Source organism: Collibacillus ludicampi, assembly GCF_023705585.1.
GTDB lineage: Bacteria > Bacillota > Bacilli > Tumebacillales > BOQE01 > Collibacillus > Collibacillus ludicampi.
Window position 1 is genome coordinate 3,219,047 of sequence record NZ_BOQE01000001.1, and the last position, 23,698, is coordinate 3,242,744.

Genomic DNA, 23,698 nt, shown 5'->3' on the forward strand with positions numbered 1-23,698 from the left:
GATGACCAACGACGGCGGACTGGAACAGTTCGGGAGAAGGACATTGGCTGATGATGGTTGTTCGACATGTGGCGATGTGGCGGTTCCGGTAAAAGTCATCGCAGTCCACGGTGGAGAAGCAGTAGTGGAAGACCGTCTGGGCAAACGTGCGACCGTCGCCATCGACTTTGTTCCCGGCATCAAAGTAGGAGATATACTGCTTGTTCATATGGGCGTGGCTTTGGGGCGAGCATTGGAGGTGCGCTTATGACGATGAAATACGTTGACGAGTTTCGTGATCCGGAATTGATCCGTAAGACATCGGAAGAGATCCGTCGTCTCGTCGATCCCAATTACAATTACCGTTTCATGGAAGTTTGTGGCGGGCATACGTTTTCTATCTTTCGATTCGGGTTACAGAACTTGCTACCAGAAAACATCGAGCTCGTCCATGGACCGGGATGTCCGGTTTGCGTCCTTCCCATGGGGCGCATGGACGACGGCTTATCCATTGCCCAACAGCCGGATGTGATTTTTACCGCTTTCGGTGACGTGATGCGGGTCCCCGGAGGGCAAGGAACCCCTTTGGAACTCCGGGCCAAGGGGGTCGATATCCGATTGATCTACTCTCCCTTGGACGCTTTAAAGATTGCGATTGATCATCCCGATCGGCGAGTGGTGCTATTTGCCATCGGCTTTGAAACGACGGCTCCGTCGACCGCGCTGACGATCTTACGCGCCCGCGAACTGAACGTTCAAAATTTTTTCGTTTTTTCTAATCATGTCCTTATTTTGCCGGCGATTCGCGCAATCTTGGATTCCCCAGATATGCGCATCGACGGGTTTCTTGGACCTGGACATGTCTCTGCGGTGATCGGCGCCCGTCCTTATGAAAGTATCGTAAAAAATTACGGAAAACCATTGGTGATCTCCGGTTTTGAGCCGCTTGATTTATTGCAATCCATCCTCATGCTGGTCAAACAAATGCGGGAAGGGCGTTCTGAAGTAGAAAATCAATACAGCCGCGTTGTCCCTTGGGAAGGGAACATCCCCGCGCTCAAAGCGATGAACGAAGTCTTTGAAGTACGGCCCTTCTTCGAATGGCGCGGCCTCGGGCTCATTTCCCAATCCGCGTTGAAACTACGACCCGAATTCGCCCAGTGGGATGCGGAAGTTCGCTTCCAAGTAGAAGGCGTTCGCATCACCGATCCTAAAGCATCTCAATGCGGTGAAGTGCTAAAAGGAGTGCTTAAACCGCATCAATGCAAATTGTTTGGTAAAGAATGCACGCCTGAACATCCTGTAGGAGCCCTCATGGTGTCGTCAGAGGGGGCGTGCGCAGCATATTACCATCACGTTCACTTGCGTCAGGCGGTCGGTGAATGATGTGGAGGTAATACGTTGAAGGAGGCACAACGTATGCAAAACAACACTGATATCCGTTATCCATGGTGGCCTTATATCCTGGGCGTTGGAACGCTTCACCTGTTGGCGATTCTGCTGCTTTTGAAAGGCGCCAGCAACTATCCGGCAGTACTGGGTATGGGTCTACTTGCCTACACCTTTGGGCTTCGTCACGCTTTTGATGCCGATCACATCACCGCTATCGACAACACTGTGCGGAAATTGATGCAGCAAAGGGAAAATCCCTCCGGCGTCGGATTTTATTTTTCGCTAGGCCACTCCACGGTGGTTTTTGCGGCGGCGTTGGCTACTGCATTCGCGGCTCACTGGTTGCAAGAGAAGATACCCACCTTTAAAGAGGTAGGCGGACTTATCGGTACCCTGGTGTCGGGAATTTTCCTAGTGGTCATTGCTCTGCTGAACCTTGTGATCTGGGTGGATCTTTGGCGACTTTTCAGGGCCCTGCGCCGGGGAGAGTATCAGCCGGAATCCTTGGAGGCTTTGCTGGCGAATCGTGGACTCATGGCACGGCTCGTCAAACCTCTCTGGCGGTTTATCAGAAAGTCTTGGCACATCTACCTTTTAGGTCTGCTCTTTGGGCTGGGCTTCGATACGGCGAGCCAGATCAGCTTGCTATCCCTTTCCGCCGGAAGCGCTGCAGCGCTTTCTTGGGCAGATCTTCTGGCGCTTCCTCTGTTGTTTGCAGCCGGCATGAGCCTTATGGATACAGTAGATGGGGTGTTCATGACCCGAGCGTATGGATGGGCCTTTTCTACCCCGCTGCGCAAGCTCTACTACAACTTGACGGTGACAGGGCTCTCGGTGGTGGCCGCGTTGGTCATCGGCCTTATCGAATTGCTTCAGGTTTTAGCAGAGAAACTTGAATTGCAAGGGGGCTTCTGGAACTGGTTAGGCAACTTGGAGTTGGGCTGGCTTGGCTACCTTTTGGTAGGTCTATTTGTCCTGACTTGGGCGGTCTCCTATGGTCTGTGGAAGGTAGGGCGATTAGAAGAACGATGGTGAAATAACAGGTAACACCATCCGTTGGCACTTTGAGGCAACAGGGTGAACGAGTGGCACAACGGGAGAAGGAGGAGATTCGATGATGGTCACAAGGGCAGCGAAGGTGCTTTTCGGTGATGCCCACATTGAGTCGGCGCATGGTGCCGGCGGGAAGGCCAGCCGTCGACTGATCGAGGGGTTATTGGTTCCTTGTCTAATAAATGACACGATGTCGGAGTTGAACGATGCGGCGTACGTTGAAGCTGAAGGACGTCGTTTGGCCTTCACGGCGGATAGCTTTGTTGTCAAGCCGCTCGCCTTCCCAGGAGGTTCCATCGGAGAGCTCGCCATTAACGGGACGGTAAACGATTTGGCCATGGGCGGCGCCAAACCGTTAGCGTTGGTAACCACGTTGATTTTAGAAGCGGGCTTGGCCGCATCCGAGTTGGAACGAGAAGTGGCGGCCATGGCTAAGGCGGCGCAACGTGCGGGGGTGCCCGTGGTTGGGGGCGACACGAAGGTGGTGGAACACGGGAAGGCAGACGGGCTGTACATCACCACTGCCGGGATTGGTCTTACCGATCCACGCCTCCATCTTTCGGCTAAAAACGTTCGACCCGGTGATCAGGTGCTTCTTTCTGGACCCATTGGAGATCATGGAATCACAGTCCTCTTGGCGAGGGGGGAATTGGATTTGGAAGCCGATCTCACCTCGGATACGCGCCCACTATGGCCTTTCGTCTCAACCCTCATCGACGTAGCGGCACCGGGACTCCGGTGGATGCGCGACCCAACGCGGGGCGGTGTAGCTACGGCATTAAACGAATTAGCAAGAGACGCCAAGGTCGCTGTGGTGCTCGAAGAGGAGGCGATTCCGGTACGTCCAGCTGTGCGCGGTGCCTGTGAAATTTTTGGATTGGATCCCCTTCATATTGCCAACGAAGGACAGTTTCTTGCCATTGTCTCACCAGAATACGCCGACACGGCGTTAGAAGCCCTTAGGAACGTACCAGGTGGGGAAGACGCACGGCGCATCGGAGAAATCCAGGAAGATCCGAAAAGAGTCGTCTTGGCACGTTCCCGATACGGAGGCACGCGGGTCATCGATATGCTTATAGGCGATCCGTTGCCGCGTATCTGTTAACGAATAACCGACGCACAGTGGAGGAGAGCTCGTCCGAAACGACTTGGCCGATATTCCTATCGTCATTCGCTCCGACTACATTCCGCGCATCCAGGAATCACAGGCAAGCGTCTATTACATCATCCGTGAAGGTCTGGAGGAGATGAAAAAGGATGCTTAAACTTTATGGCACGAAAGGTTGCCCCTACACGAAGGATCTACGGGAAACGCTGTTATGGGACGGGGAGGAGTTTGTAGAATATGACGTGGAAGAAGACCGGGAGGCGTTAGAACGGCTGATCGCTTTGACAGGTGGAACCACAGTTCCTGTACTGGTGGAAGAAGAACGTGTCATTCAAATCGGGTATTTGGGACGCGGATGCATTGTGACACGCCCTTCTTCCACGGGAGACGCGTCTTTGTAAAAAGGTGGGTGGCTGATGATGAAGACAGCACGTCGGATTCGCGTTCATGGCGTTGTCCAAGGGATCGGTTTCCGCCCCTTTATCTTTCGCCTGGCAAAACGGTGGGAGATTAGCGGATGGGTGCTCAACGGGGAAAGTGGCGTGGAGATACATGTGGAAGGGGACGCAGACGCCATCCAAGCGTTTTTACAAGATATGACGACACGTCCCCCTGCGTTAGCACAAGTGACCGATGTGAAAATCGAAGATGTGGCTGTAGAAGGGCTGCATGGTTTTCATATCCGTGAAAGCATACGCAATGATCGACCGACGGTACACATCCCTGCCGATTTGGCTGTGTGTCAAGCGTGTTTAACCGAGCTGTTCCACTCTAAAAACCGCCGCTATCTCTATCCTTACATCAATTGCACGGAGTGCGGCCCCCGCTATACCGTTATTCAACGCCTGCCATATGACCGTCCCTATACGACGATGAAAGCGTGGCCCATGTGCCAAGCATGTTCTGCAGAATACCATGAGCCGAACGACCGTCGATTTCACGCACAACCGACCGCTTGTCCCGAGTGCGGGCCTCATTATTACATGCGGTGGCAAGGCGAAGAGATTCGTAGAGATGACCATGTCATCGAAAAGACGGCGCAACTCCTCCGAGAAGGGCGCATTATGGCGATCAAAGGGCTTGGCGGGTATCATTTGGCGTGCGATGCCGAAAACGCTCAGGCGGTGTGGACGCTCAGAGAGCGGAAACGCCGCGGAGCGAAACCGTTTGCCTTGATGGTAAAAGACATGGAGACGGCGCGGGCGCTTATTGACCTGTCGCCCGAAGAAGAGGCGATCCTTACGTCATCGGCCCGCCCCATCGTGTTGGCCCGGGCACGCCGGTTGCTCCCAAGTGTGGCCCCCGACAACAACGACTTGGGCGTGATGCTCCCGTATACGCCGCTTCATCACTTGTTGTTTCACTTCGGCGCGCCGCCTGTGCTCGTGATGACGAGCGCCAATCGTTCCAGTGAGCCCATCGTCTATCAAGACGAAGACGCTTTGGAAACCCTTCAAGGAATCGCAGATGCTTGGCTCATCGGTGAGCGGCCCATCGCTCGACGTGTCGACGATTCCGTCATCCGTGTGAGCGCCTTTGGGCCAACCGTACTCCGCCGGGCGAGGGGATACGCCCCGCTTCCCGTCGCTCAATTGCCCAGTGATCGCCCCATTCTCGCCGTTGGGGCTGACTTGAAAAACACCGTCACGTTAGTGGTCAAGGGAAAAGCGATCATGAGCCAGCATTTGGGCGATCTGGATCGGTATGAGGCGTATACGGCGTTCGAGCAGACCGTAAACGATCTATTGTCGATGTATGACGTTCCGTTAGCTGAAACGATCGTGACATATGATCTCCATCCCGATCATCGCTCCGCCCAGTTTGCCCGTGGGTTGGAGACCTACGATCACGTCGGTATCCAGCATCACCGCGCCCACGTAGCATCAGTACTGGCGGAGCGAAATGCCTTAGACAAACGGGTGATCGGGGTGACATTCGATGGGACAGGCTTTGGAGACGATGGAGCGATCTGGGGCGGCGAGCTTTTTGTCGGAAGTGCTGCGGAGGGGTTGGAACGCCACGGACATCTTCGCTACGCCGTCCTTCCCGGCGGTGATGCGGCGGCACGCATGCCGCTTCATGCGCTGGCAGGTTTCTTCGTAGACTTGCCGGAATTAGCGACGGACGTCGGCAAACGACTTGAGCTGCCCGAACGATTTTTCATGGCGTTAAAACTCGTGGAAAAAAGACTCCGCACCTTCCCCACAACGTCCGTTGGACGATTGTTCGATGCTGCGGCCGCCCTTCTAGGGTTCACCGAGGCCATTTCGTTTGAAGGCCAGGCTGCTATTTGGCTCGAACATCTCGCTCGCTCTGTCTCTTTGGAGAAGGTGTATCCTTTTCCGTGGAATGAAAAGGAACTCGATTATCGTCCCCTCTTACAGGCAATGGTGGAAGATCGTTTGAGCGGGCGGGACGTGGCGACTATTGCCCGCTCGTTTCACAGGAGTATCGCCGAAGGCATATATAGAAGCGCCCTCGCTTTAGGAGAAGCCCACGGGATCGACACCGTTGTATTGTCCGGCGGCGTCTTTCAAAATTCCCTTTTGTTAACCGATCTGAAGGCGTTGTTCGCTGAAAGTGCCATGGATATATGGGTAGGCGAGGGTATTCCCCCTAACGATGGCGGCATCAGCCTCGGGCAGGCGGCGCTGGTGGCGGCGACGCGTCGATATCGGTAAGTCGAGGCGTCAATCAATAATAGGTACCAACGGATTCCATCATGGCCGCCACCCGAGAATCCTGGGAATTCCCCAAAAATACTGATGCAAAAGCTTGGAACCTACGGGAATCGATCGTGAGCCAGCATCGAAATCCTCTCCTGGAATGTTTGTTTTGTCTGAACTCCAATCTAACCGAAGGTCTTAGTTGTGGCTCGCTTTAGTATAAAATTTATATAATTCAGGTATTAGAGGGAGGATGGAACAATCGCTATGCCAAAAGGTATGATCTTAGCTCTTTTTATCTCTAATTTTTACGTATTTCCAGACATCGTTATTTAATTTTATATAAAATGGATTTTAAGAGGAAGGCAGCCCTTCTAATTTCGCTTCTAAGCGTTTTTTTAAAGGGGGAGGGGTAACACCACATAGGGGAGAGTGCTACGCGATGATTCCCCTTAGCCTTTATAAATCGACTCCACCGCCTGAATCTTATCCTCCTTCGGACGGCTGTACCGCAAAATCATATCCGCCGAACTATGCCCGCTTAATAAATGACACATATCACGCCGTAGTAACACTCGGTGAATTTCCACTACTTGACGGGACACTACCTACAGGTATAATGGTGGATAAAACTTGCAATCAATTGCAGGAAAAACGCATCGGGAGGCGAACCAAATGCAAGAGCGTCAGCTTGGTCGGCAGGGACTCCGCGTCAGCGCATTGGGCCTTGGTTGCATGGGTATGTCCGACTTTTACAGCGGGCGAGACGACGAGGAATCGATCGCCACGATTCACCGCGCCCTCGAGATGGGAATAAACTTCTTCGACACCGCCGACATGTACGGCGTCGGCCGCAACGAGGAGCTCGTGGGACGAGCGCTGCGCGGCGTTCGGCAGCAAGTCGTGATCGCCACCAAGTTTGGCAACGTACGCGCGGCCGACGGAACCTTTCTCGGCGTTAATGGCCGGCCTGAGTACGTGAAACAGGCTTGCGAAGCCAGCTTGCGGCGTCTCGGAACGGATTACATCGACCTCTATTACCAGCACCGGGTCGACCCGAACACGCCGATCGAAGAGACCGTGGGCGCTATGGCTGAGCTTGTCAAGGAAGGTAAGGTCCGCTACATCGGCCTCTCGGAAGCCGCGCCCGAAACGATCCGCCGCGCCCACCGCGTACACCCCATCACCGCGCTGCAAACCGAGTATTCTCTGTGGAGCCGCGACGTGGAAGACGAAATCCTGCCGACGGTCCGCGAACTTGGCATCGGGTTTGTCGCGTACAGCCCGCTCGGTCGGGGTTTCCTAACGGGACGCTTTCGGTCGGTCGATGACCTACCGGCTGACGACTACCGCCGCAACTCACCCCGATTTCAGGGTGAAAACTTCAACAAGAACCTAGAACTCGTCCGTCTCATCGAGGAGCTGGCAGCCGAAAAGGGATGCACGCCCGCGCAGTTGGCAGTGGCCTGGGTGTTGGCGCGCGGCGAAGACATCGTGCCGATTCCGGGAACAAAACGCCGCACGTACTTGGAAGAGAACGTGCGGGCCCTGGACGTCCAGTTGACGGCGGACGATCTCGCCCGGATCGAACAGATTGCACCGAAAGGCGTAGCCGCCGGCGAGCGCTACCCCGCCTCAGCCATGCAAGCCGTGAACCGCTGAGGCCACAAAGAGATCTGGCCATCACGTCGCCTTGTTCTTGAACGTACGCATAACAGCAAGCACTTCACAAATTTGAAAAAACATGGACAAGGCTGTTCAACAGAACTAGGCTGTAACAAAACAATTGAGCCCTTGCGCCGCAGAAAGTCCGCGTGGCACAAGGGCTTTTGTGATGGTCGGTAATGGGCTCGAACCTGCCCCCCTGCTTGTAAAGCCGATTTGCAATGTTCATTTGAATTCTGTAGACAAGTAGCCTTGATGTAAGCCGATCCTGAATCCGTGACAAGGTAGCTGTAGAGCGCTGATATAGCGTCATTTTGAAGCTAACGGTCTGCGGTTTCATTGGTGTTCGGGGCGACTCCCTCTGAATTCAAGCATCGGGTAACGCCAGTACGCCGCAGAAGCGAACGACCTCCCAGGCCCGTTGATTTCCGGGCTTTGTTCCCGCGTCGATTTATGTCCAAAGTCGCTGGTGCTGAAGACGGTACGTGTTATGCAAAGGCTAAGTATAATCGTCGAAACACCGGGAGTCATCGGTTTCCGTGCTCCATTTTCAGCTTGGTCTGTCGGGCATGTCGAACCATCTTGGCAGCCAAGGTCATCAGGTTTTGAATGACCGTTCGGATGCGGCGGCGTTCTGCCTTCTTACGCAGAGGTGCATCGCTGCGCTTTTAGCCTGCTTAGTCACGATTAGTATGTCCCATAAGAAGTGTGTAACTTCTTATGGGGTTTTTTGCTAACTCAGTTTGAAAAAAGCCCTTTTATTTTCGCTTCTGAGCGTTTTTTTCCAAGGGGGAGGGGAACACATAGGGGAGAATATATGCGTTATGATGCTGTTCAGTCTTTATAAATCGACTCCACCGCCTGAATCTTATCCTCCTCATTCGGTCGGCTGTACCGCAAAATCATATCCGCAGAACTGTGTCCGCTTAACGACTGAATCACCGCGATGTCCTGATTATCCCTTACCAACCCCGTGATAAAGGTATGCCGTAACTGATGGGCATGAAAACCGTATTGCTCGATGATCCTCTGCACAGATCGTACGCTAATTCGCTCCATGCGATTGCTGAGAAACAGGGCAGGGTGATCGTCGGAACGTTCTTCTAAATACTTGGTGAGCGCCCGGCGCACTTCAGCGTTCAAGGGAATGATCCGCTCCTTATTGCCTTTCCCGACAACCCTCATTTCACCCTTCCGTTCGCTGATCTCCACATCCTCTCGGTTGAGCGCTACCAATTCGGACACGCGAAGCCCGGTCATGAGCAGGGTGGTGACAATCGCAATGTCTCGCTTGTTGCCGGTACGATCCACCTCGCGCAGCAGGCGGTTACGTTCCAGGCGGTCGAGGGCCTTGGGTGCCAACTGCTTGTAATCGATCGGCTTTACCACGGAGATGTCCTCAATCGCTTCCTTTTTCCCGGACCACTTGCAATACTTCTTGATCGCGTTCCAGATCTTGTTGATCGTCGCCGCGCTTTTTCGTTTGCTTGTGAGATAATCCAAATATTGCTGGACATCACTCCTAGCGAATGATGTAAGATCGGCCCCCGTTCCTTGCAGCCACTCTTCGAATTGCTTCAGAGCGTGAGTGTAGGTGCGAATCGTCGTCTCCGATTTTCCGCGTAAGGCTTCCTCGATAAACTGCTGAATCAAAGTTCCCCATGTCTCCTTTCATATGTACATACCCGGGTCATTCTCTCCGATAAAAACCCCTTAAATAATTCTACGCCATAATTTTTGGCCGTTATTTTGCTGTTTACCAAATCCTGTGAACGTAGTGGCAGGGGATTTCGGTTTTGCTCTTTTTTTATCATATCATAGAATTTGTATTCTATGATATAATTCTACGCAAATGAACCATCAAAAATTATTTTGAATTACTATAATTTTTCGTGTAATACCTTTATTGTTTTGTATATGAATGGTATTATTTATATAGGAACTTTTTGGTTAAAATTGCTTAGTATAAGGCGATACGGAAAGAAAAAGTCGAGTTTCATCCTTATTAATATATGAGAAAATTGAACGCCTGGAGGATTGATGAAATGTCTGGACAAATGATTAGTGTTTTGTTATCTCTTGGAGTTGTCATCGTGCTAGGAAAAAGTATCGATTGGATGATGAGAAGAATCTTGTCTTCCATTTCATAAATGCACTGTTGAGGGTGAAAACATGTGAGAAGCGAATCGAACGTATTGAAGATCAGATGAGCCAGTTAATCCGGATGATGGCGAGTATCCATCGGGAACTGGTTGAGATCAAATTGAACATGAATCAGAAACTCGATCAAATACTAGAAAAGTTGGATAATAACAAAGAATTATGATGCCACTTTTTCATAATATCAATGATGTCCTCTAACTTGATCCCTCGTCGTTGGAGTAGATATGAGCAGATACAGTTTTACTTACTTCCTCCATTTATTTCTAATAAGGGAAATAAACAGTAACAATGAAGGAATGACTGTGAAAAATAACGGCAAATTGAAAGGGATGATTGTTTCGAGCAAATGAGCCACGACTTGCAAATTGGGGAGTGACCAGAATGAAAACAGGGTTATTAAAATACCATATGGAAGAACAAGAGGCCGGTAATCGGAAAGATTCAACCATTGGGCGGTTCCCAAGACTAAGGCATAATAGAACGCATTGATCTTGACGAACGCTCCCGCTACCCACACAGCCATCACAACCGCCTCCAGGTGTTCGAGAAAATCGGCGATATTTACATAACTGGCGGCATTCATAACTGGATAAACGAGCATGGGAGTCATCTTCCCAAATACGAAAAGAGCCGTTACATTTGTGATGACCAACGTCAGCAAAATCACAAACACGGTGACATATCCATATTTTCTCACTTTCACACGGTCCGTTACAAAAGGAAGGAAAAAAGTCATCAAAAATACTTCACTGAACCAGGCTTGTGGTGTAGCTGCCCCCATGATGGAGGGCATAATCCCGTGTTCCAAAACCGGAAACATGTTATTGATCTTCCAATCAGGAAGAAGCATCAGGATCATCAAGAGAAGTGGAAAAATGAACAGACCGCTGAACGTTTGCGCAGATCTGCCGATGACTTCCACACCGCCACGGACAGCAACGGCACATACAAATATAAGGCTTCCAATCACGACAACCATCGGGGTATTTGTGAGAAAGTTACCAACAATAAATTCCGCATATTCCCTAAGTATAATTCCACAAAAATAAACGAAGGAAATAAGATACAAAAAACCAATGACTTTTCCCGGAAATGAACCGAGCAGATGTTGGCAATATTGAATGATCGTTTCTCCTGGGTAAAGCTTATGCAATTGTATCGCGACATACACCGTGAAGAAGCCGATGAGGGAAGCCCATATCGGTGATAACCAGAGGTCTCTTCCCGCAATCCTGCTCGTCAGCGAAGGAACAATAAGAATGGCGGTCGCCAGTACGGTCGCATAAAGGATGATCGCCATCTGAAATGCGGACATTTTCCCTTTTTCAATCATCCTTATCCCCCTCCTGCGTTTCATCACCTCAGTCCCCACATGCTGTTCCGTTTATTCCCTTCAATCTCCTCCTTTTTCAGGACCCGGTTTTAGCCCGGGAGACTGCTTGTATTTGTTAGACTCACCTGTCAAGTGTGTTCGTACGTACCTCGCCCATACAGGTGACCGGACGATCGTATCCAGTAAGCTTCTTACTTTCAGTGGTGCAAGCGGTTTTAAGTAGGGTACGCCGAAAGACCGGAGTGTACTTAAATGAACTACAATGCCAATGACACCAAGCATGATACCCAACAGTCCCAGGGTCCCTGCAAGGATGATAATCGGGAAGCGCAACCACCGCAAGGCGATTCCTGCAGTAAAACGAGGGATCATAAAAGAGGAGATCCCGGTGAGAGCCGCTACCATGACCATCGGCGACGAAGCCAGCCCCGCGGAAATCGCCGCTTGTCCGATCACCAAAGCACCGACAATACTGGCGGTGACCCCGACCTGTTTGGGGAGAACCACCCCTGCTTCCCGCAGCGCTTCGAACGTAACCTCCATAAGAAGTGCCTCGACGAGTGCCGGAAAGGGAACTTCCTCATGATAGGATGTGCAAAAATAACCCTTTCCATTCCTACCCAGGAATCGAGAGGGTTTATGATGGGGAGCATTTAACGATCAAATAAAGGGAGAAAACTAAAACAAAGTCATGTAGGATGCTGAAGTGAAAGTGAGGTTACAAATCTGATTCATGAGGTGGAAATATTGAATCGAACGTATCGACGATCACTACTTACTTTATCTTATATTTTCTTTTTAATGCACCATAGTTAGTAAGATCTACAGGAGCAGGGTTTACTTTGTCAGTCCATTTTCTATCTACATGTTTTGCAATTTCATTTATATATGTAGCACATATAAACTTATCGTTTTTTTTGTACCAATCTATGTCTATTCCAGTTTCAAAATGTAAAAATTCGAGAAAAATTAATATATAGTCATATCCGTTCCCATATAATTTTTTAGCATATGCACACATTTTTTTGCGTTCATCATCTGTTAATGTTGGATCTGTCCAAACTTCCAATTTACTCGCTTGACGTATGTAATAATCAAGTGATTGTTCTCCAATAGTACGAAAAGCCATTGCATCACAAACTGTATTTTCATTTATAAACATAGCACAATGACCAGCACCATGAGTCACATGCTCAATTGCTCTTTCTATAAAAGAATCGCCCCATACAAATAAAATATCTCCAGGGTGAACATTCATTTTAAACACCACGTTTGTATGGTATATATTTATTCCTACTACCTTCATTAACGAAGTGTACCCAAACTTCATCCCCAACATTAGGGGTTAACCCGTTAACATGATTACCCCTAATATGTCCAAATACATCATCCATTATTATCCTGGATAGAACTGGTTGAGATCAAAAATTACATACAAAAAAACGGCAGCCATAGCCACCGTTCTTTTGTATTTCTAATACGCGTAAGGAGCTGCTGCTGTAGGAGCCGCACCAGAGTAACTTGGATCGAGCAAGAAGAATAAACAACGATGAGAAACATATCAGACCAACCGTGAAAGCTCAAACAACCATTCGTGTAGTCCAACTTCTTTCAAATTTATGAATGTAACAAAATGGTGATATTTAAATATTCATAGTAAGCTACCACTAAAATCCAAGTCGACTGCCAGAAGTGCCATGCGCCCCGCAGATCTGACTGCTTGCAGTAACGTCAGGTTCATCCTGACGTTGAGGAGGGGGAACGGCGATGTACGGAACTTTCGGAACATATACACGTTGGGCAGTAATATTTCTGATTATTCTCGTATCTGGTTAGTATGGAGCCCCTGCCGCCACAATAGCGGCTCCATACTGCAACTAATGGCTATCCAACGGTCAAGGGATACAGTCAAACTGTACGGTTGATCTTTTTTGAAAATAAAAAGATCACAGAAATCAAAGAGGTAAGCAAGACACTCCTCCCTTTTCGTTTTCACTCGTGATGTGTCACGGTTATATCATACGACTAATTGGAATGAATCGTGATATTATCCTAACTTTGGGCTTAACTTGTAAACCCGTGAATTTTTTGGGGTTAACCTGCACCTTACTTTTAGAGAAAGTGAGTCTAGGCTTTGCGTACCATCTCTTGTAATTATTCCTTCGAAGTAATGAAAATACCTACCCTTAGGTACGATCGAAAAAAGAATGCGCGACAATTATTTTCACCATAATAACACTTGAGCGTGCCTATAAGACAATGAGCGGTTATCTTACCTGAAACTCACGACTTGTTAGATGTTTCATTTAGATTGGAGGTTATTTCTATAATGGAATGGATTTTTATTCTTTTTCTTCTCTATACACTTATACCCGTATGGCGACAACAAAGAATTCATATTGCTCGTTATAAAACAATCCGGAAATTGGAGTCCAATAGAGGATCGCGGGTGATTACCTTAATCCATCGACAGGAGTCATTGAGTTTTTTAGGCATTCCTTTCCGAAGTTTTATCAATATTGAAGATTCAGAACAAATTCTTCGTGCAATTCGTCTGACACCGGATAACATGCCGATTGACCTAATTCTTCACACGCCGGGTGGTTTGGTATTGGCATCGGAACAAATTGCGGTAGCATTACAAAAACATCCGGCCAAAGTAACTGTTTTTGTTCCTCATTATGCTATGTCAGGAGGAACGATGATCTGTTTGGCTGCCGATGAAATTATCCTTGATGAGAATGCTGTTTTGGGTCCGGTTGATCCTCAGTTGGGACGATTTCCCGCTGCTTCGATCCTTGAAGTGATAAAAATCAAAGAACTTGAACATATTAGTGACGATACACTAATCATGGCGGATATAGCACGAAAAGCCATCCAACAGGTAAAAACGTTTATCAAACAGTTGCTGTTACCCAAAATGGATGAACAACGGGCCGAGCAGTTATCCGAAATTTTAGCTGATGGAAGGTGGACTCACGATTACCCTATTACCGGTGAATGGTTGAAAGAGTTTGGATTGTCGGTCCGTTTTGGACTTCCTAAAGAAGTCTACCTTTTGATGGAACTTTACCCACAGTCTCCTTCACGTAGACCAACCGTCCAATATATTCCCATACCTTATCGAGTAGAAAATAATGATAAGTAAATCCACTTTAAAGGATCTCCCACTTCAACAGTTCTCTTCCTCAGTAACAATAAAGAACGGCTTTTCGATACTAAATAAGATATCTCTCTAAAGCATAGTTTGAAAGTCCATTTCTGATAATTAAAGTTTAGGAAAAATATATAAAATAACAACAGCTCCGCGGTGGACTCCCTTTATTGTGTTTCAACCTTTTCTCCTTAAGAATTTACAAAATACCCCAAGATAGATGTCCGTTTCCTATCCTTGTTCATTTTCATTAACTAATAACGAGATCAACAGAAGGAGGGTAATCAAATGTACGGAGTATTCGGTGGCTACACTCGTTGGGCTGTTGTATTCCTGATCATTTTTGTTCTCTTCTTCTTGCTCGTACCTGGTTATTATGGAGGTCCTGCAGCCGCTGCCCCCGCCTATGGAGACCCCTGATGTTTGCTCATGGAAAAGTGAGTATGATCGACGGATATACGCGTTAGACGATCATGTTCCTGATTATTTTTGTCCTTTACCGATATCCACTTGGATGATGGGGTCACAGCGGCTTCTTTGTGTTCAATCTTCCGGAGCCAATACCGGAACTGATGAAGCTTCAACTGATGAGCTCTACACCAAGCTGATGCGCTCTGTCCGCTAGCCCGAAAAGCAGCGATCCGTACCTCCCACTCTTTTCTTAATTCTGCATGGGACATTGAAAGTTCTCCTCTCCGAATATCTTGAGGAGATTATCTCAAATACAATACGAGGTTAGTAGGTGGGAAGTATTTGACGCTTACGGTTGTCTCCAATTTCATAAATGAACTATTGAAAGTAGAAACATGGATGAGAAACCGTAGATCAAGTCCGAAATGTTGTGTAAAAACTCCACTTTGGTAGAACAGGTTACCTAGCGAATGGGTTGTATCTTCGGAGACTGTTTCAAGAGCCTTTTTTAGTTCTTCTCGCCAAATAGCGGTGCCCTGTCTGCCATTTCTCATCGATTTCCATGAGTAACGCCCCAAGGAGACGTAAGGCGGATTCCCGGTTGGGAAAAATGCGGATCACCCGTTCTCGCCGCCGGATTTCCTCGTTCAGGCGCTCCTGGCCATTGGTTGTGCGTAATCGCTTCCTGTAACGCTCCGGGAGCATCATCACTAAAAGGATTTTGTCACTTTATGTCGTATAAATATGTCATAAAATAGGTATTTTACGACACTTTGATTATCCTCCCAGATTGGCAATCCTTTGAAACATCGTTGTCGATGAACTAAAAAATGGAAGCGTATCGAGTGAAAAAAGTGTCGTTAAAATCTACAGGGAGTTTTTTGCGGAGAAAGGGGTGGGGGATGGACATTGCCAGAGTTATCGAGGAGCACATGGCAGGAAAAAGTGACCAGACGAAACGGATGTATGGATACTGGCTCGGACGGTTTCAGAATTGGCTCCTTGATTCCGATGGTAATCTTGAATCCCTCACGCGGGCGGATGTGCAACAGTATATCGATTGGATGCTGGCGCACAAAAAATCCCCGAGCACGGTCTCAATAGCATTATCCGCGATCCGTTCATGGGCACGGTGGACAGGTCAGGATCATGCTGTCATGAACCTGCGTACGGTTCGGCCACCTAAGGTGACGGAGCTGGCCCCTCAGTCGCTGGAGAGGAACGAAAGGAATCGTTTGCTTCGGGAAGTGGAGAGGGACGGAAATCTGCGGGACATTGCCATCGTGTATGTATTGCTGTATACGGGTCTGCGGGTATCAGAACTGTGCGGGCTTGACAGGGAGGATGTCACGATAGGGGAGCGAAGTGGCCAAGTGATCGTCCGAAAAGGTAAGCGAGCCAAGGCCCGCGTGGTACCACTCCCAGCGGAGGCCCGGCATCACGTGTCCCGTTATATGGCCGTTCGGAAGGACCAGGAACCTGCTCTTTTCTTGTCGAACTATGGACAGAGGATTTCTGTCCGGCAGGTCCAGCGTATTTTAGCGAAATACGGGACCCATCCCCATGCTTTGAGACATACCTATTGCCGGACTCTGGTATCCAAGGGGATGGATCTGGCAGCAGTAGCGGAGCTGGCTGGGCATTCCGATGTGAACATGATGAGGAGGTATGCAAAACCGACGCAGGAGGAGTTGGAGAGGGCGGTAGAAGAAGCGTTTGTTAAGCCGACGGGTTTAGATTAGAAAGGGAAGGTGTCCTGATGGCAACTCAGTACGATCATCTTTCGAGAGAGGAATTGATTGCGCTGCTATTGAAGCGTGATGCCACGCGCAAGCTGGGGTTGGTATGGGAGCGTGATGAACTCGAAGCGGATCGAACGGTCAACGACGATTTCGTTACGTTTGAGCTGGTCCCGGATTTGAGTATTGGATCTGCACCATATGAGAATTTCATTATTGAAGGTGATAACTTTGATGCGCTCAGGCATTTAAATGCGGCTTTTCGTGGGAAGGTCAAGTGCATTTACATAGATCCTCCGTACAACACAGGAAACAAGGATTTTATCTACAATGATCAATTCGTAGACAAAAAGGACGCGTATCGGCACTCAAAATGGTTGGAATTTGTGTATCGACGCCTTCTGTTGGCGCGTGAGCTGCTGGCGGAGGACGGTGTAATTTTGGTATCGATTGACGATGACAACCGGGCACGTCTTGATCTTTTGATGGAAGAGGTCTTCCCCGGCATGCGAGTAGGCTCACTTGTATGGCGTAAGCGTAACCAGACCAATGCGCGGGTGGATTATAACTTCTCCTGCGACCACGAACACGTACTTGTATATGCGCAGCCGCTCTTTCGGTTTAATGGGTCTGATAAACGATGGAACGGTTATACGAATTGGGATGAACAGCATCAGGACTACTGGACATCCGGAGATCTCACTCTTGGTTACAACCGCGAACAGCGCCCGAATCTCTATTATCCTTTGTACAATCCGGTCACGGACGTTTGGTACCCATGCGATCCAAACAACGTCTGGCGATTCGCCTCGAAAAATCGACTGGCGGAAGGCAAGAAGGTGCGTACGCAGCCGATGGAGGATCTCATCGAACAGGGGTATGTGTACTTCCCGGACGAACCGGCCCCCGTGGTGTACCGCTCTGTAGAAGAGATCAAAAAGGCCATCGCGGACGGTTCAGCGCCGAAATTCCTTGAAGACGATCCGGACCTGGAGTTTTGGGTGGGAAAACGCATCGGCTACAACAAACCGCGGTTCAAGCGTTTTGCCAAAAATTTGCGCAGTTCCCTGCAGCCCCTATCCAGTTGGATCGAAAAGCTAGGAAGTCTCAAGCAGGACGATACCGATTCCACGGATGGCAGTTTTGCTATCGAGTCAGGTTATACGAGTGAAGGCACCAAAGCACTGCGCGAATTTGGATTGGATACGGCGTTCAATTATCCCAAACCGGTGTCACTCATACGCAATCTCATCGACCAGTGCACCGGTGAAAACGATATCGTGGTAGACTTTTTCGCAGGCTCCGGTACCACCGCACAGGCGGTGCTTGAACTCAACTACGAACAAGGTACGCGCCGGCGCTTCATTCTTGTCTCCAGCACCGAGGCGACAAAACGTGATCCGGATCGTAATGTCTGCAGGGATGTGTGCCAGAAACGGATTCAAGGCGTAGTGGAGCGACTGGGTCTTGATACGAGCGTGGCGTATTTTCGAATGTGCCGGATTCCGGTTGGGAATCTACATTTAGACCTTCGTCATGATCAGGTCTGGTTGATGTTGCAGGAGATGCACAAGGCGAGTGTCGTGCCGTTCGTGAATGAACTCTTAATTCAGGTATGTGAGGGGACAGATATGCGGCTGATGTACATTCCCTCACTAACATCCGAAGCGTTGGATGAAGCACAGTTCCTTCTTACATCCGATCACACACCAACCGTAATTTACAGTTGGCAGCCCGGATTATTATCTCAGCGCATTAAGTTTGAGCACGTGCGCATTGAGAAAATTCCCGAGTATCTCTTGGAACGCTTCGGAGGTGCAAGAGCATGAATACGGTTCTCAAATCCTTTCAGCAAGAAGCGGTCAACAATGCGGTGGCGGTGCTGACGGAGTGCCTTTCAGATCTTGCGCGTCTTCGCCTCCACCCGCAGTACGAACAGGAGCGGCATGAGATCATTATTTATAAAGGTACGCTGCTGTTCGAGGCACCTACTGGCATCGGAAAAACACTGATGGCTGGGGCCGTGGTGGAACAACTAAGTGTGCGTCATCGTATCCTTTGGTTCTGGTTCGCCCCTTTCTCTGGGTTGGTAGAGCAGGCCGCACGCACGCTTCGCGGCGAGTTTTCAAGTCTACGTGTGAAAGATTTATCAACTGATCGCAATGTGCAGGATTTGCTGTCAGGTGATGTGTTCGTGACCACGTGGGCCAGCGTGGCGGTATCCGACAGGAACACCCGTAATGCTAGACGGAAAACCGAACGCGCTCCGTCTGTCGATGCCCTAGTCGCTTATGCGAAAGCGCAGGGCTTTCATATCGGCGTGATAATTGATGAAGCCCATCACGGATTTTTGAAACAGTCTCAAGCGTTCTCTTTTTATAAAGACGTGCTCGCACCAGATGTTACGATTCTCGTCACGGCAACACCTAAAGACAGTGACGTTGAGGCGTTCCGTCGGCGAAATCAGTTGGAGCATATCTATCACATTTCGATCTCCCGCCAACAGGGTGTTGCCGCACGTCTATTGAAAGATGGTGTCAAAGTGGCGGTATTCAAAGCCGAAGATGAGATGCGAGGACTCATCGACTTTCAAAAAACCGCCCTGTACAGCGGTGTAGAGACTCATCGTGAACTGAAGCGGCAGCTAGCAGCCGCGGGTGTTCCCATGGTACCGCTTTTGCTCGTGCAGGCTGACTCTGAAGAGGGTAGCATCGAGACGATCACCCAGTGGCTCAAAGATTGCGGATTTCGGGACGAGCAAATACGCTCCCATACAGCGCAGGAACCGGATCCTCATCTTCTTTCGATTGCCCACGACGAGACTGTGGAAGTGCTCATATTCAAACTCGCGGTGGCTACCGGGTTTGACGCCCCGCGCGCTTTCACACTTGTTTCGATGCGTACGGCGCGCGACGCGGACTTTGGGCTTCAGATTGTCGGGCGCATTCTGCGCGTGGACCGGCGGCTGCAAAGACTGCCTTCGATTCCCGAGCCGTTGCGATATGGTTATGTGTTCCTTGCTGATCAGAGGGGGCAAACTGGCCTGCTCAGCGCTGCAGAGCGGATCAACAGCATCCGTGACGAGCTTTCGCCGGCGGCTCCTGTCATCAGCGTCGTAGCGGTCGATCCGTTATCCAACCCTGGATTGCCGCAACCGTACATATATACGGAGCGCGAACAAATGATTTTGCCGTTGCCCGAGTTTGTTCCTGGCCGGCGTTCTGAATCCGCGAAGACTACCTCTGAGGAAGGAGCAAGTGGCTCATCATCCGGTCTTTCCTCCGAAAATGAAACATCATTGGAAAATCTGCTGCTTGGCGCGTTGGGCCTTTTTGATACGGATGAGTCAACGAATACATCTTCTTTGTACAGTGGACAATCTACTCTGTCACCCTCGCAATCCCTGCCTCGGCATCATCTGTACACGTACAGATTGCGTGGTGATCTGAACTTTCCGAAGCAATTCAAGAAGGCGGTGGTCTCTCTTAACCACGGCTCGATCATGCGAGACATTGTGGCGCGTTTCCCTTTTGATGAAAAAGTGCTGGCTATCACACAACGAAGCGCGACCAACATATTGATGGAAGAACTTGAAATCTTCGAACGCCGCAAAGAAGCTCCTAAAGTAATACAAGCCATACTGGCGCAGGCTGAGCTCGACAAACTAGCGCAGGTCACGCTGTTTGAGGCAGACCCTAATGGCATGGTGGATGTGCGTGACCTACACAAAGCTTTGGAGGAGCGGCTTCGAGAGGAGTTTTCGCGCGCGGGTTGGCTGCATATGCTAGATCCACAATCTGTTCGTGATAGCTTACACAAAATCTTGGCTCTTCGGCCAAATGCACTGCGCAAGGCAATTGATGAAGCGCTGTACAATCACATCGAAGTCATCGACGCACAGCCGATTCCGGACGAGATTCATAGCGCAATGCCGCTTGACCCTTCCCGTCTGAACGTTTACGGAGTGTATCCTGATGATTTAAATACCTGGGAGCGCGAGTTTGCGGAAAAACTCGACAGCGACGTCACGAATACCGTGAAATGGTGGCACCGTAACCCACCACGTAAGCAATGGTCGGTATCTTTGCCTTTACCCGGTCAGCCGAATTTTTATCCCGATTTTGTAGTAGGCGTTCGCAATCGAATCAAAGGTGATGGGATTTTGCTCATCGAGACAAAGCGGGAGTATAATGACGATCGTGGAAACGCACAGACCAAAGCGCAGGCGGAACACCCCGTGTACAAGCGGGTGATGATGGTTTATTGGCAAAAGGAAGAGAAGTGGTACGTGGTAGAGTACGACCCGATCACAGACAAGAACTTTCTTAGCCGGGAGTTTCGATACGAACTGATGACAGTGTACTAATAGCTCGTGCTAGCGTAGTAGGTGATGCCAGAACCTGTTTGCTGTTCGCTCTTATTTCGCACTCTCACGAAGCGACGCAGCGGCAGTGGCGAACTTGGCCTGCAATTGCACCTGACGTTGGACACATCAGTGACTCAGTTTGGTAATTGGTAGAGATGACAACAAGAGTCATCAATACACTCTCCCCCTCCCCTGATACAAGGAGAGGGGGTTTTTGTGTGCTTCCAATTCTGTACATTGAAGACAACCGAATATTTGACACCTCCGGCCAAGCCTATGCCGTGTTCAAAGTACAATCAGAACCGTATGCCTTCCAGCCGTTACACATCAAACATCAGGTCATCGATCGGGTGACGCGGGGGCTGATGAGCCTTTCCGGGGAGTTTTGGATTTTTCTCTTGTCCAAGCAATGGTCCGCGGACGAGATCCTGCGAGAGATGGGCCGACGATCCAGAAACCCAGTCTGGCAAGAGCACCAGAAGGAAGTTCACGACTATCTTCGGTACTATTTACCCTTCCACAGGGTCAACCTGATCGTTGTTCCACTCAACCGCCAGCGGATCACCATCGACCTCACTATGGACAACTGGAAAGACTGGTTCAAGCAGGCTGCGGCCGGGCTGATGGATGTGAAGAACCGTTTTTTAATGGGCCAAGAGATCATTCCGAAAGAACGTCTCGAAGCCGCTAGAAAGGCGACAGAGGAATGGTTTGCGAAACTGGCCCCCATGGTACGAATGGAGAAGGCGACGCTCAAAGACATCGAATGGTGGCTGCGGAAGCCCTATTTCCGTGGGCTATCGGAACCAAAGGGTGTTTTGCCCGATCCGCTTCCGGTTCAAGTCGTGGCTCGCGGGGGTAAGACCTGGTTGAGACCGACACGGACTGTGCATCTGGCCTTGTCCGATGTACGGATGATAGAGCGCCCGACGCACCTGGTTATTGAGCATCCGGAGGGTGAGAAATCATACCAAACCTTTTTCGCCACAGTATCCGTGCCTCAGCCGATCCCGGAAACCCATCCGACCGGCTTCGAATGGCTCTACGGGGTGCTGGAAAATACCCCATTTCCTGTAGACACAGCTATTCATGTGCGGGTGGAGGCGGCCCACGAGGCCCTGGAACACCTGCGAAAAAAGAAAAAGACGGCCGAGGCGCAGTACAGGGAGTGGGTGGACAACGACGAAGATGTGCCATTGGAACTGGAGGAAGACATGGCGACGGTGGCTTCTCTTGAAAAGAAGCTCCGATCGAGACAGCCGCTTGTACACGCGGTGACGGTATTCTCGGTCGGCGCGTCCAATCCCAAGGAACTACGAGCCAGAACCGAGCAGTTTCAAAGGATGGCGGGATCCTATCATACATTGGTACGAGCCCCTGGAGACATGAAGAGGATGTTCCAAGCCTTCTATCCGTTTGGAGAGGAGCTGCCCACGAGTTGGGAGATCCCGATGGATCCGGGGGTGTTAGGGGCGGCTGTACCACTAGGAACTCGGTCGCTCGGAGACCCAAGCGGATTCTGGTTGGGCAGGCTCTTGAACGGTCGACCCGTGTGGATGGATCCCCGGCGGCCCGCGCAGGACTTGAACACGACCAGTGCCATCATGTTGGCGGGGACGCTTGGGAGCGGGAAGTCGTACACCTTGAAGTACTTAGCCACGATGCTCCTCTCTTGGGAAGCGAAGGTTTTCCTTGTCGATCCGAAAGGAGAGACGGAACCGCTGGCACAACTGCCATTTGATGTCCATATCCTGCGTTTTACCTACAATTCCGACACGCGGTTTTCGCCCTTTCGTGTGGGCAACGTGCAGGATGCGCGAGCGATTATGGAACTGCTCTTTAATCCGTTGGGAGACGACCGGCGGCAAATTGTAATCAATCAGGCGGTCGAACAGGTATTGCAGGGACAACAGTGGGACATGTGGGCCTTCTACGAAGCGGTTCGAGGGATCTATGAGACCTCGCCGGAGGCACGGGAAAGGGAGGAAGCACGGCTTGTGGCCGAACGGGTGAGGCTGATGGAAGCCCATGAGATTGGACGGCTATTCTTTGGCCCCGATACGGGGGAGACGATTTTTGACCACGACCTTGTGACTGCAATCGTTCGCGGGTTGTCTCTCCCAGACAAAACGGTACCCAAGGAAAAGTGGACAGAGACAGAAAGGTATTCGGCGGCCATCCTGTACGCGGTAGCCACACTTGGGCTTCGTCGGTTGATGGCCTTGCCCAAATCGGTGGTCAAGGTTCTTTGCATCGACGAGGCATGGGTCTTGCGACGCTTTGAACAAGGACAGCGCCTGATTAACGAGGCCATGCGGTTTAGCCGTTCTGAAAACCTGATTCCGATTCTGGCTACCCAAAACGCAACCGATTTCCTGCCGAGAGCGGACGAGGAAGATATGACCGGTCTGTTTGCCTGGAAAATCATGTTGCACCTGGAGAGCCAAGATCAGGTGGAAGCGGCCCTGCGGATACTCGGGATGACCGATGAAGATCTTCGCCACTGGACGAAACGGTTTGCTGAGTACCGGAATGGACGAGGGCTGGTTCGCGACCCCGAAGGCCGGATCGGGGAGCTGCAGATCGAAGTGTTGCCACGGGTACTGGACCAATTCTTTTCGAGTACGCCGAAAAGCGAATAGTTTTTCTCTCGAACCCCTTTCTAGGTT

The 23,698-nt window shown here is 50.2% G+C and carries 18 protein-coding genes and 2 pseudogenes; 14 read left to right on the forward strand and 6 right to left on the reverse strand.

Going from position 1 to position 23,698, the window contains the following annotated elements; all coding sequences use genetic code 11:
* Position 1 precedes the first annotated feature (1 nt).
* The 7 genes from DNHGIG_RS16380 to DNHGIG_RS16410 all read left to right on the forward strand — a co-directional run bounded on the left by DNHGIG_RS16380 (position 2) and on the right by DNHGIG_RS16410 (position 7,860).
* Positions 2 to 250 carry a HypC/HybG/HupF family hydrogenase formation chaperone gene (locus DNHGIG_RS16380; protein WP_282200596.1) on the forward strand — a complete coding sequence of 83 codons (249 nt, stop codon included), beginning with the start codon at positions 2 to 4 and terminating at the stop codon, positions 248 to 250.
* Positions 247 to 1,365 carry a hydrogenase formation protein HypD gene (gene hypD / locus DNHGIG_RS16385; protein ID WP_282200597.1) on the forward strand — a complete coding sequence of 373 codons (1,119 nt, stop codon included), beginning with the start codon at positions 247 to 249 and terminating at the stop codon, positions 1,363 to 1,365. Before DNHGIG_RS16380 ends, hypD begins: the two co-directional genes overlap by 4 nt.
* Before the next feature lie 33 nt (positions 1,366 to 1,398).
* On the forward strand, positions 1,399 to 2,406 hold the full coding sequence (locus DNHGIG_RS16390; RefSeq protein ID WP_282200598.1) for a HoxN/HupN/NixA family nickel/cobalt transporter: 1,008 nt from the start codon (positions 1,399 to 1,401) through the stop codon (positions 2,404 to 2,406).
* 79 nt (positions 2,407 to 2,485) lie between these two features.
* Positions 2,486 to 3,529: a hydrogenase expression/formation protein HypE gene (hypE, locus tag DNHGIG_RS16395; protein WP_282200599.1), complete on the forward strand. Its 1,044-nt coding sequence runs from the start codon at positions 2,486 to 2,488 to the stop codon at positions 3,527 to 3,529.
* A 152-nt stretch (positions 3,530 to 3,681) separates the two neighbouring features.
* Positions 3,682 to 3,933: a glutaredoxin family protein gene (locus DNHGIG_RS16400; RefSeq protein WP_282200600.1), complete on the forward strand. Its 252-nt coding sequence runs from the start codon at positions 3,682 to 3,684 to the stop codon at positions 3,931 to 3,933.
* A 15-nt stretch (positions 3,934 to 3,948) separates the two neighbouring features.
* The gene (gene hypF / locus DNHGIG_RS16405; protein ID WP_282200601.1) at positions 3,949 to 6,213 is read left to right on the forward strand and encodes a carbamoyltransferase HypF; all 2,265 of its coding nucleotides are present in this window, start codon (positions 3,949 to 3,951) and stop codon (positions 6,211 to 6,213) included.
* A 660-nt stretch (positions 6,214 to 6,873) separates the two neighbouring features.
* Positions 6,874 to 7,860, forward strand: coding sequence for an aldo/keto reductase (locus DNHGIG_RS16410; protein ID WP_282200602.1), 987 nt, complete (start codon positions 6,874 to 6,876; stop codon positions 7,858 to 7,860).
* Between the two features lie 837 nt (positions 7,861 to 8,697).
* On the opposite strand, the gene DNHGIG_RS16415 is transcribed toward DNHGIG_RS16410, so the two are convergent.
* Entirely contained in the window at positions 8,698 to 9,516 is an 819-nt protein-coding gene (locus tag DNHGIG_RS16415) for a tyrosine-type recombinase/integrase (protein ID WP_282200603.1), read from the reverse strand.
* 511 nt (positions 9,517 to 10,027) lie between these two features.
* Here DNHGIG_RS16415 and DNHGIG_RS16420 point away from each other — a divergent pair.
* On the forward strand, positions 10,028 to 10,189 hold the full coding sequence (locus DNHGIG_RS16420) for a hypothetical protein (RefSeq protein WP_282200604.1): 162 nt from the start codon (positions 10,028 to 10,030) through the stop codon (positions 10,187 to 10,189).
* A gap of 81 nt (positions 10,190 to 10,270) precedes the next feature.
* On the opposite strand, the gene DNHGIG_RS16425 is transcribed toward DNHGIG_RS16420, so the two are convergent.
* From DNHGIG_RS16425 to DNHGIG_RS16435, 3 genes and pseudogenes are all read right to left on the reverse strand, one after another.
* A complete protein-coding gene (locus DNHGIG_RS16425; RefSeq protein WP_282200605.1) occupies positions 10,271 to 11,359 on the reverse strand; it encodes a GerAB/ArcD/ProY family transporter in 1,089 nt (362 codons plus the stop codon).
* Positions 11,360 to 11,419: 60 nt separating this feature from the next.
* Positions 11,420 to 11,941: pseudogene (locus DNHGIG_RS16430) on the reverse strand (spore germination protein); the annotation flags it as partial.
* A 193-nt stretch (positions 11,942 to 12,134) separates the two neighbouring features.
* On the reverse strand, positions 12,135 to 12,617 hold the full coding sequence (locus DNHGIG_RS16435) for a C40 family peptidase (protein WP_282200606.1): 483 nt from the start codon (positions 12,615 to 12,617) through the stop codon (positions 12,135 to 12,137).
* Between the two features lie 1,071 nt (positions 12,618 to 13,688).
* Here DNHGIG_RS16435 and DNHGIG_RS16440 point away from each other — a divergent pair.
* Positions 13,689 to 14,507 carry an SDH family Clp fold serine proteinase gene (locus DNHGIG_RS16440; protein WP_282200607.1) on the forward strand — a complete coding sequence of 273 codons (819 nt, stop codon included), beginning with the start codon at positions 13,689 to 13,691 and terminating at the stop codon, positions 14,505 to 14,507.
* Between the two features lie 294 nt (positions 14,508 to 14,801).
* On the forward strand, positions 14,802 to 14,933 hold the full coding sequence (locus tag DNHGIG_RS16445) for a hypothetical protein (RefSeq protein WP_282200608.1): 132 nt from the start codon (positions 14,802 to 14,804) through the stop codon (positions 14,931 to 14,933).
* Here the strand turns inward: DNHGIG_RS16445 and tnpA are convergent.
* Positions 14,918 to 15,193: an IS66 family insertion sequence element accessory protein TnpA gene (tnpA, locus tag DNHGIG_RS16450; RefSeq protein WP_282200609.1), complete on the reverse strand. Its 276-nt coding sequence runs from the start codon at positions 15,191 to 15,193 to the stop codon at positions 14,918 to 14,920. The genes DNHGIG_RS16445 and tnpA overlap by 16 nt on opposite strands.
* 226 nt (positions 15,194 to 15,419) lie before the next feature.
* A pseudogene (locus DNHGIG_RS16455) lies at positions 15,420 to 15,635 on the reverse strand (transposase); the annotation flags it as partial.
* A gap of 191 nt (positions 15,636 to 15,826) precedes the next feature.
* Between DNHGIG_RS16455 and DNHGIG_RS16460 the strand changes: the two are divergent.
* From DNHGIG_RS16460 to DNHGIG_RS16475, 4 genes are all read left to right on the forward strand, one after another.
* Entirely contained in the window at positions 15,827 to 16,666 is an 840-nt protein-coding gene (locus DNHGIG_RS16460; RefSeq protein ID WP_282200610.1) for a tyrosine-type recombinase/integrase, read from the forward strand.
* 17 nt (positions 16,667 to 16,683) lie between these two features.
* Positions 16,684 to 18,492, forward strand: a complete 1,809-nt coding sequence (locus DNHGIG_RS16465; protein ID WP_282200611.1) for a site-specific DNA-methyltransferase — start codon at positions 16,684 to 16,686, stop codon at positions 18,490 to 18,492.
* Complete coding sequence (locus tag DNHGIG_RS16470) at positions 18,489 to 21,029, forward strand: DEAD/DEAH box helicase (protein WP_282200612.1); 2,541 nt, start codon at positions 18,489 to 18,491, stop codon at positions 21,027 to 21,029. The genes DNHGIG_RS16465 and DNHGIG_RS16470 overlap by 4 nt, the downstream gene beginning before the upstream one ends.
* Before the next feature lie 578 nt (positions 21,030 to 21,607).
* Complete coding sequence (locus DNHGIG_RS16475) at positions 21,608 to 23,671, forward strand: VirB4 family type IV secretion system protein (protein ID WP_282200613.1); 2,064 nt, start codon at positions 21,608 to 21,610, stop codon at positions 23,669 to 23,671.
* The last annotated feature ends 27 nt before the right edge of the window (positions 23,672 to 23,698 follow it).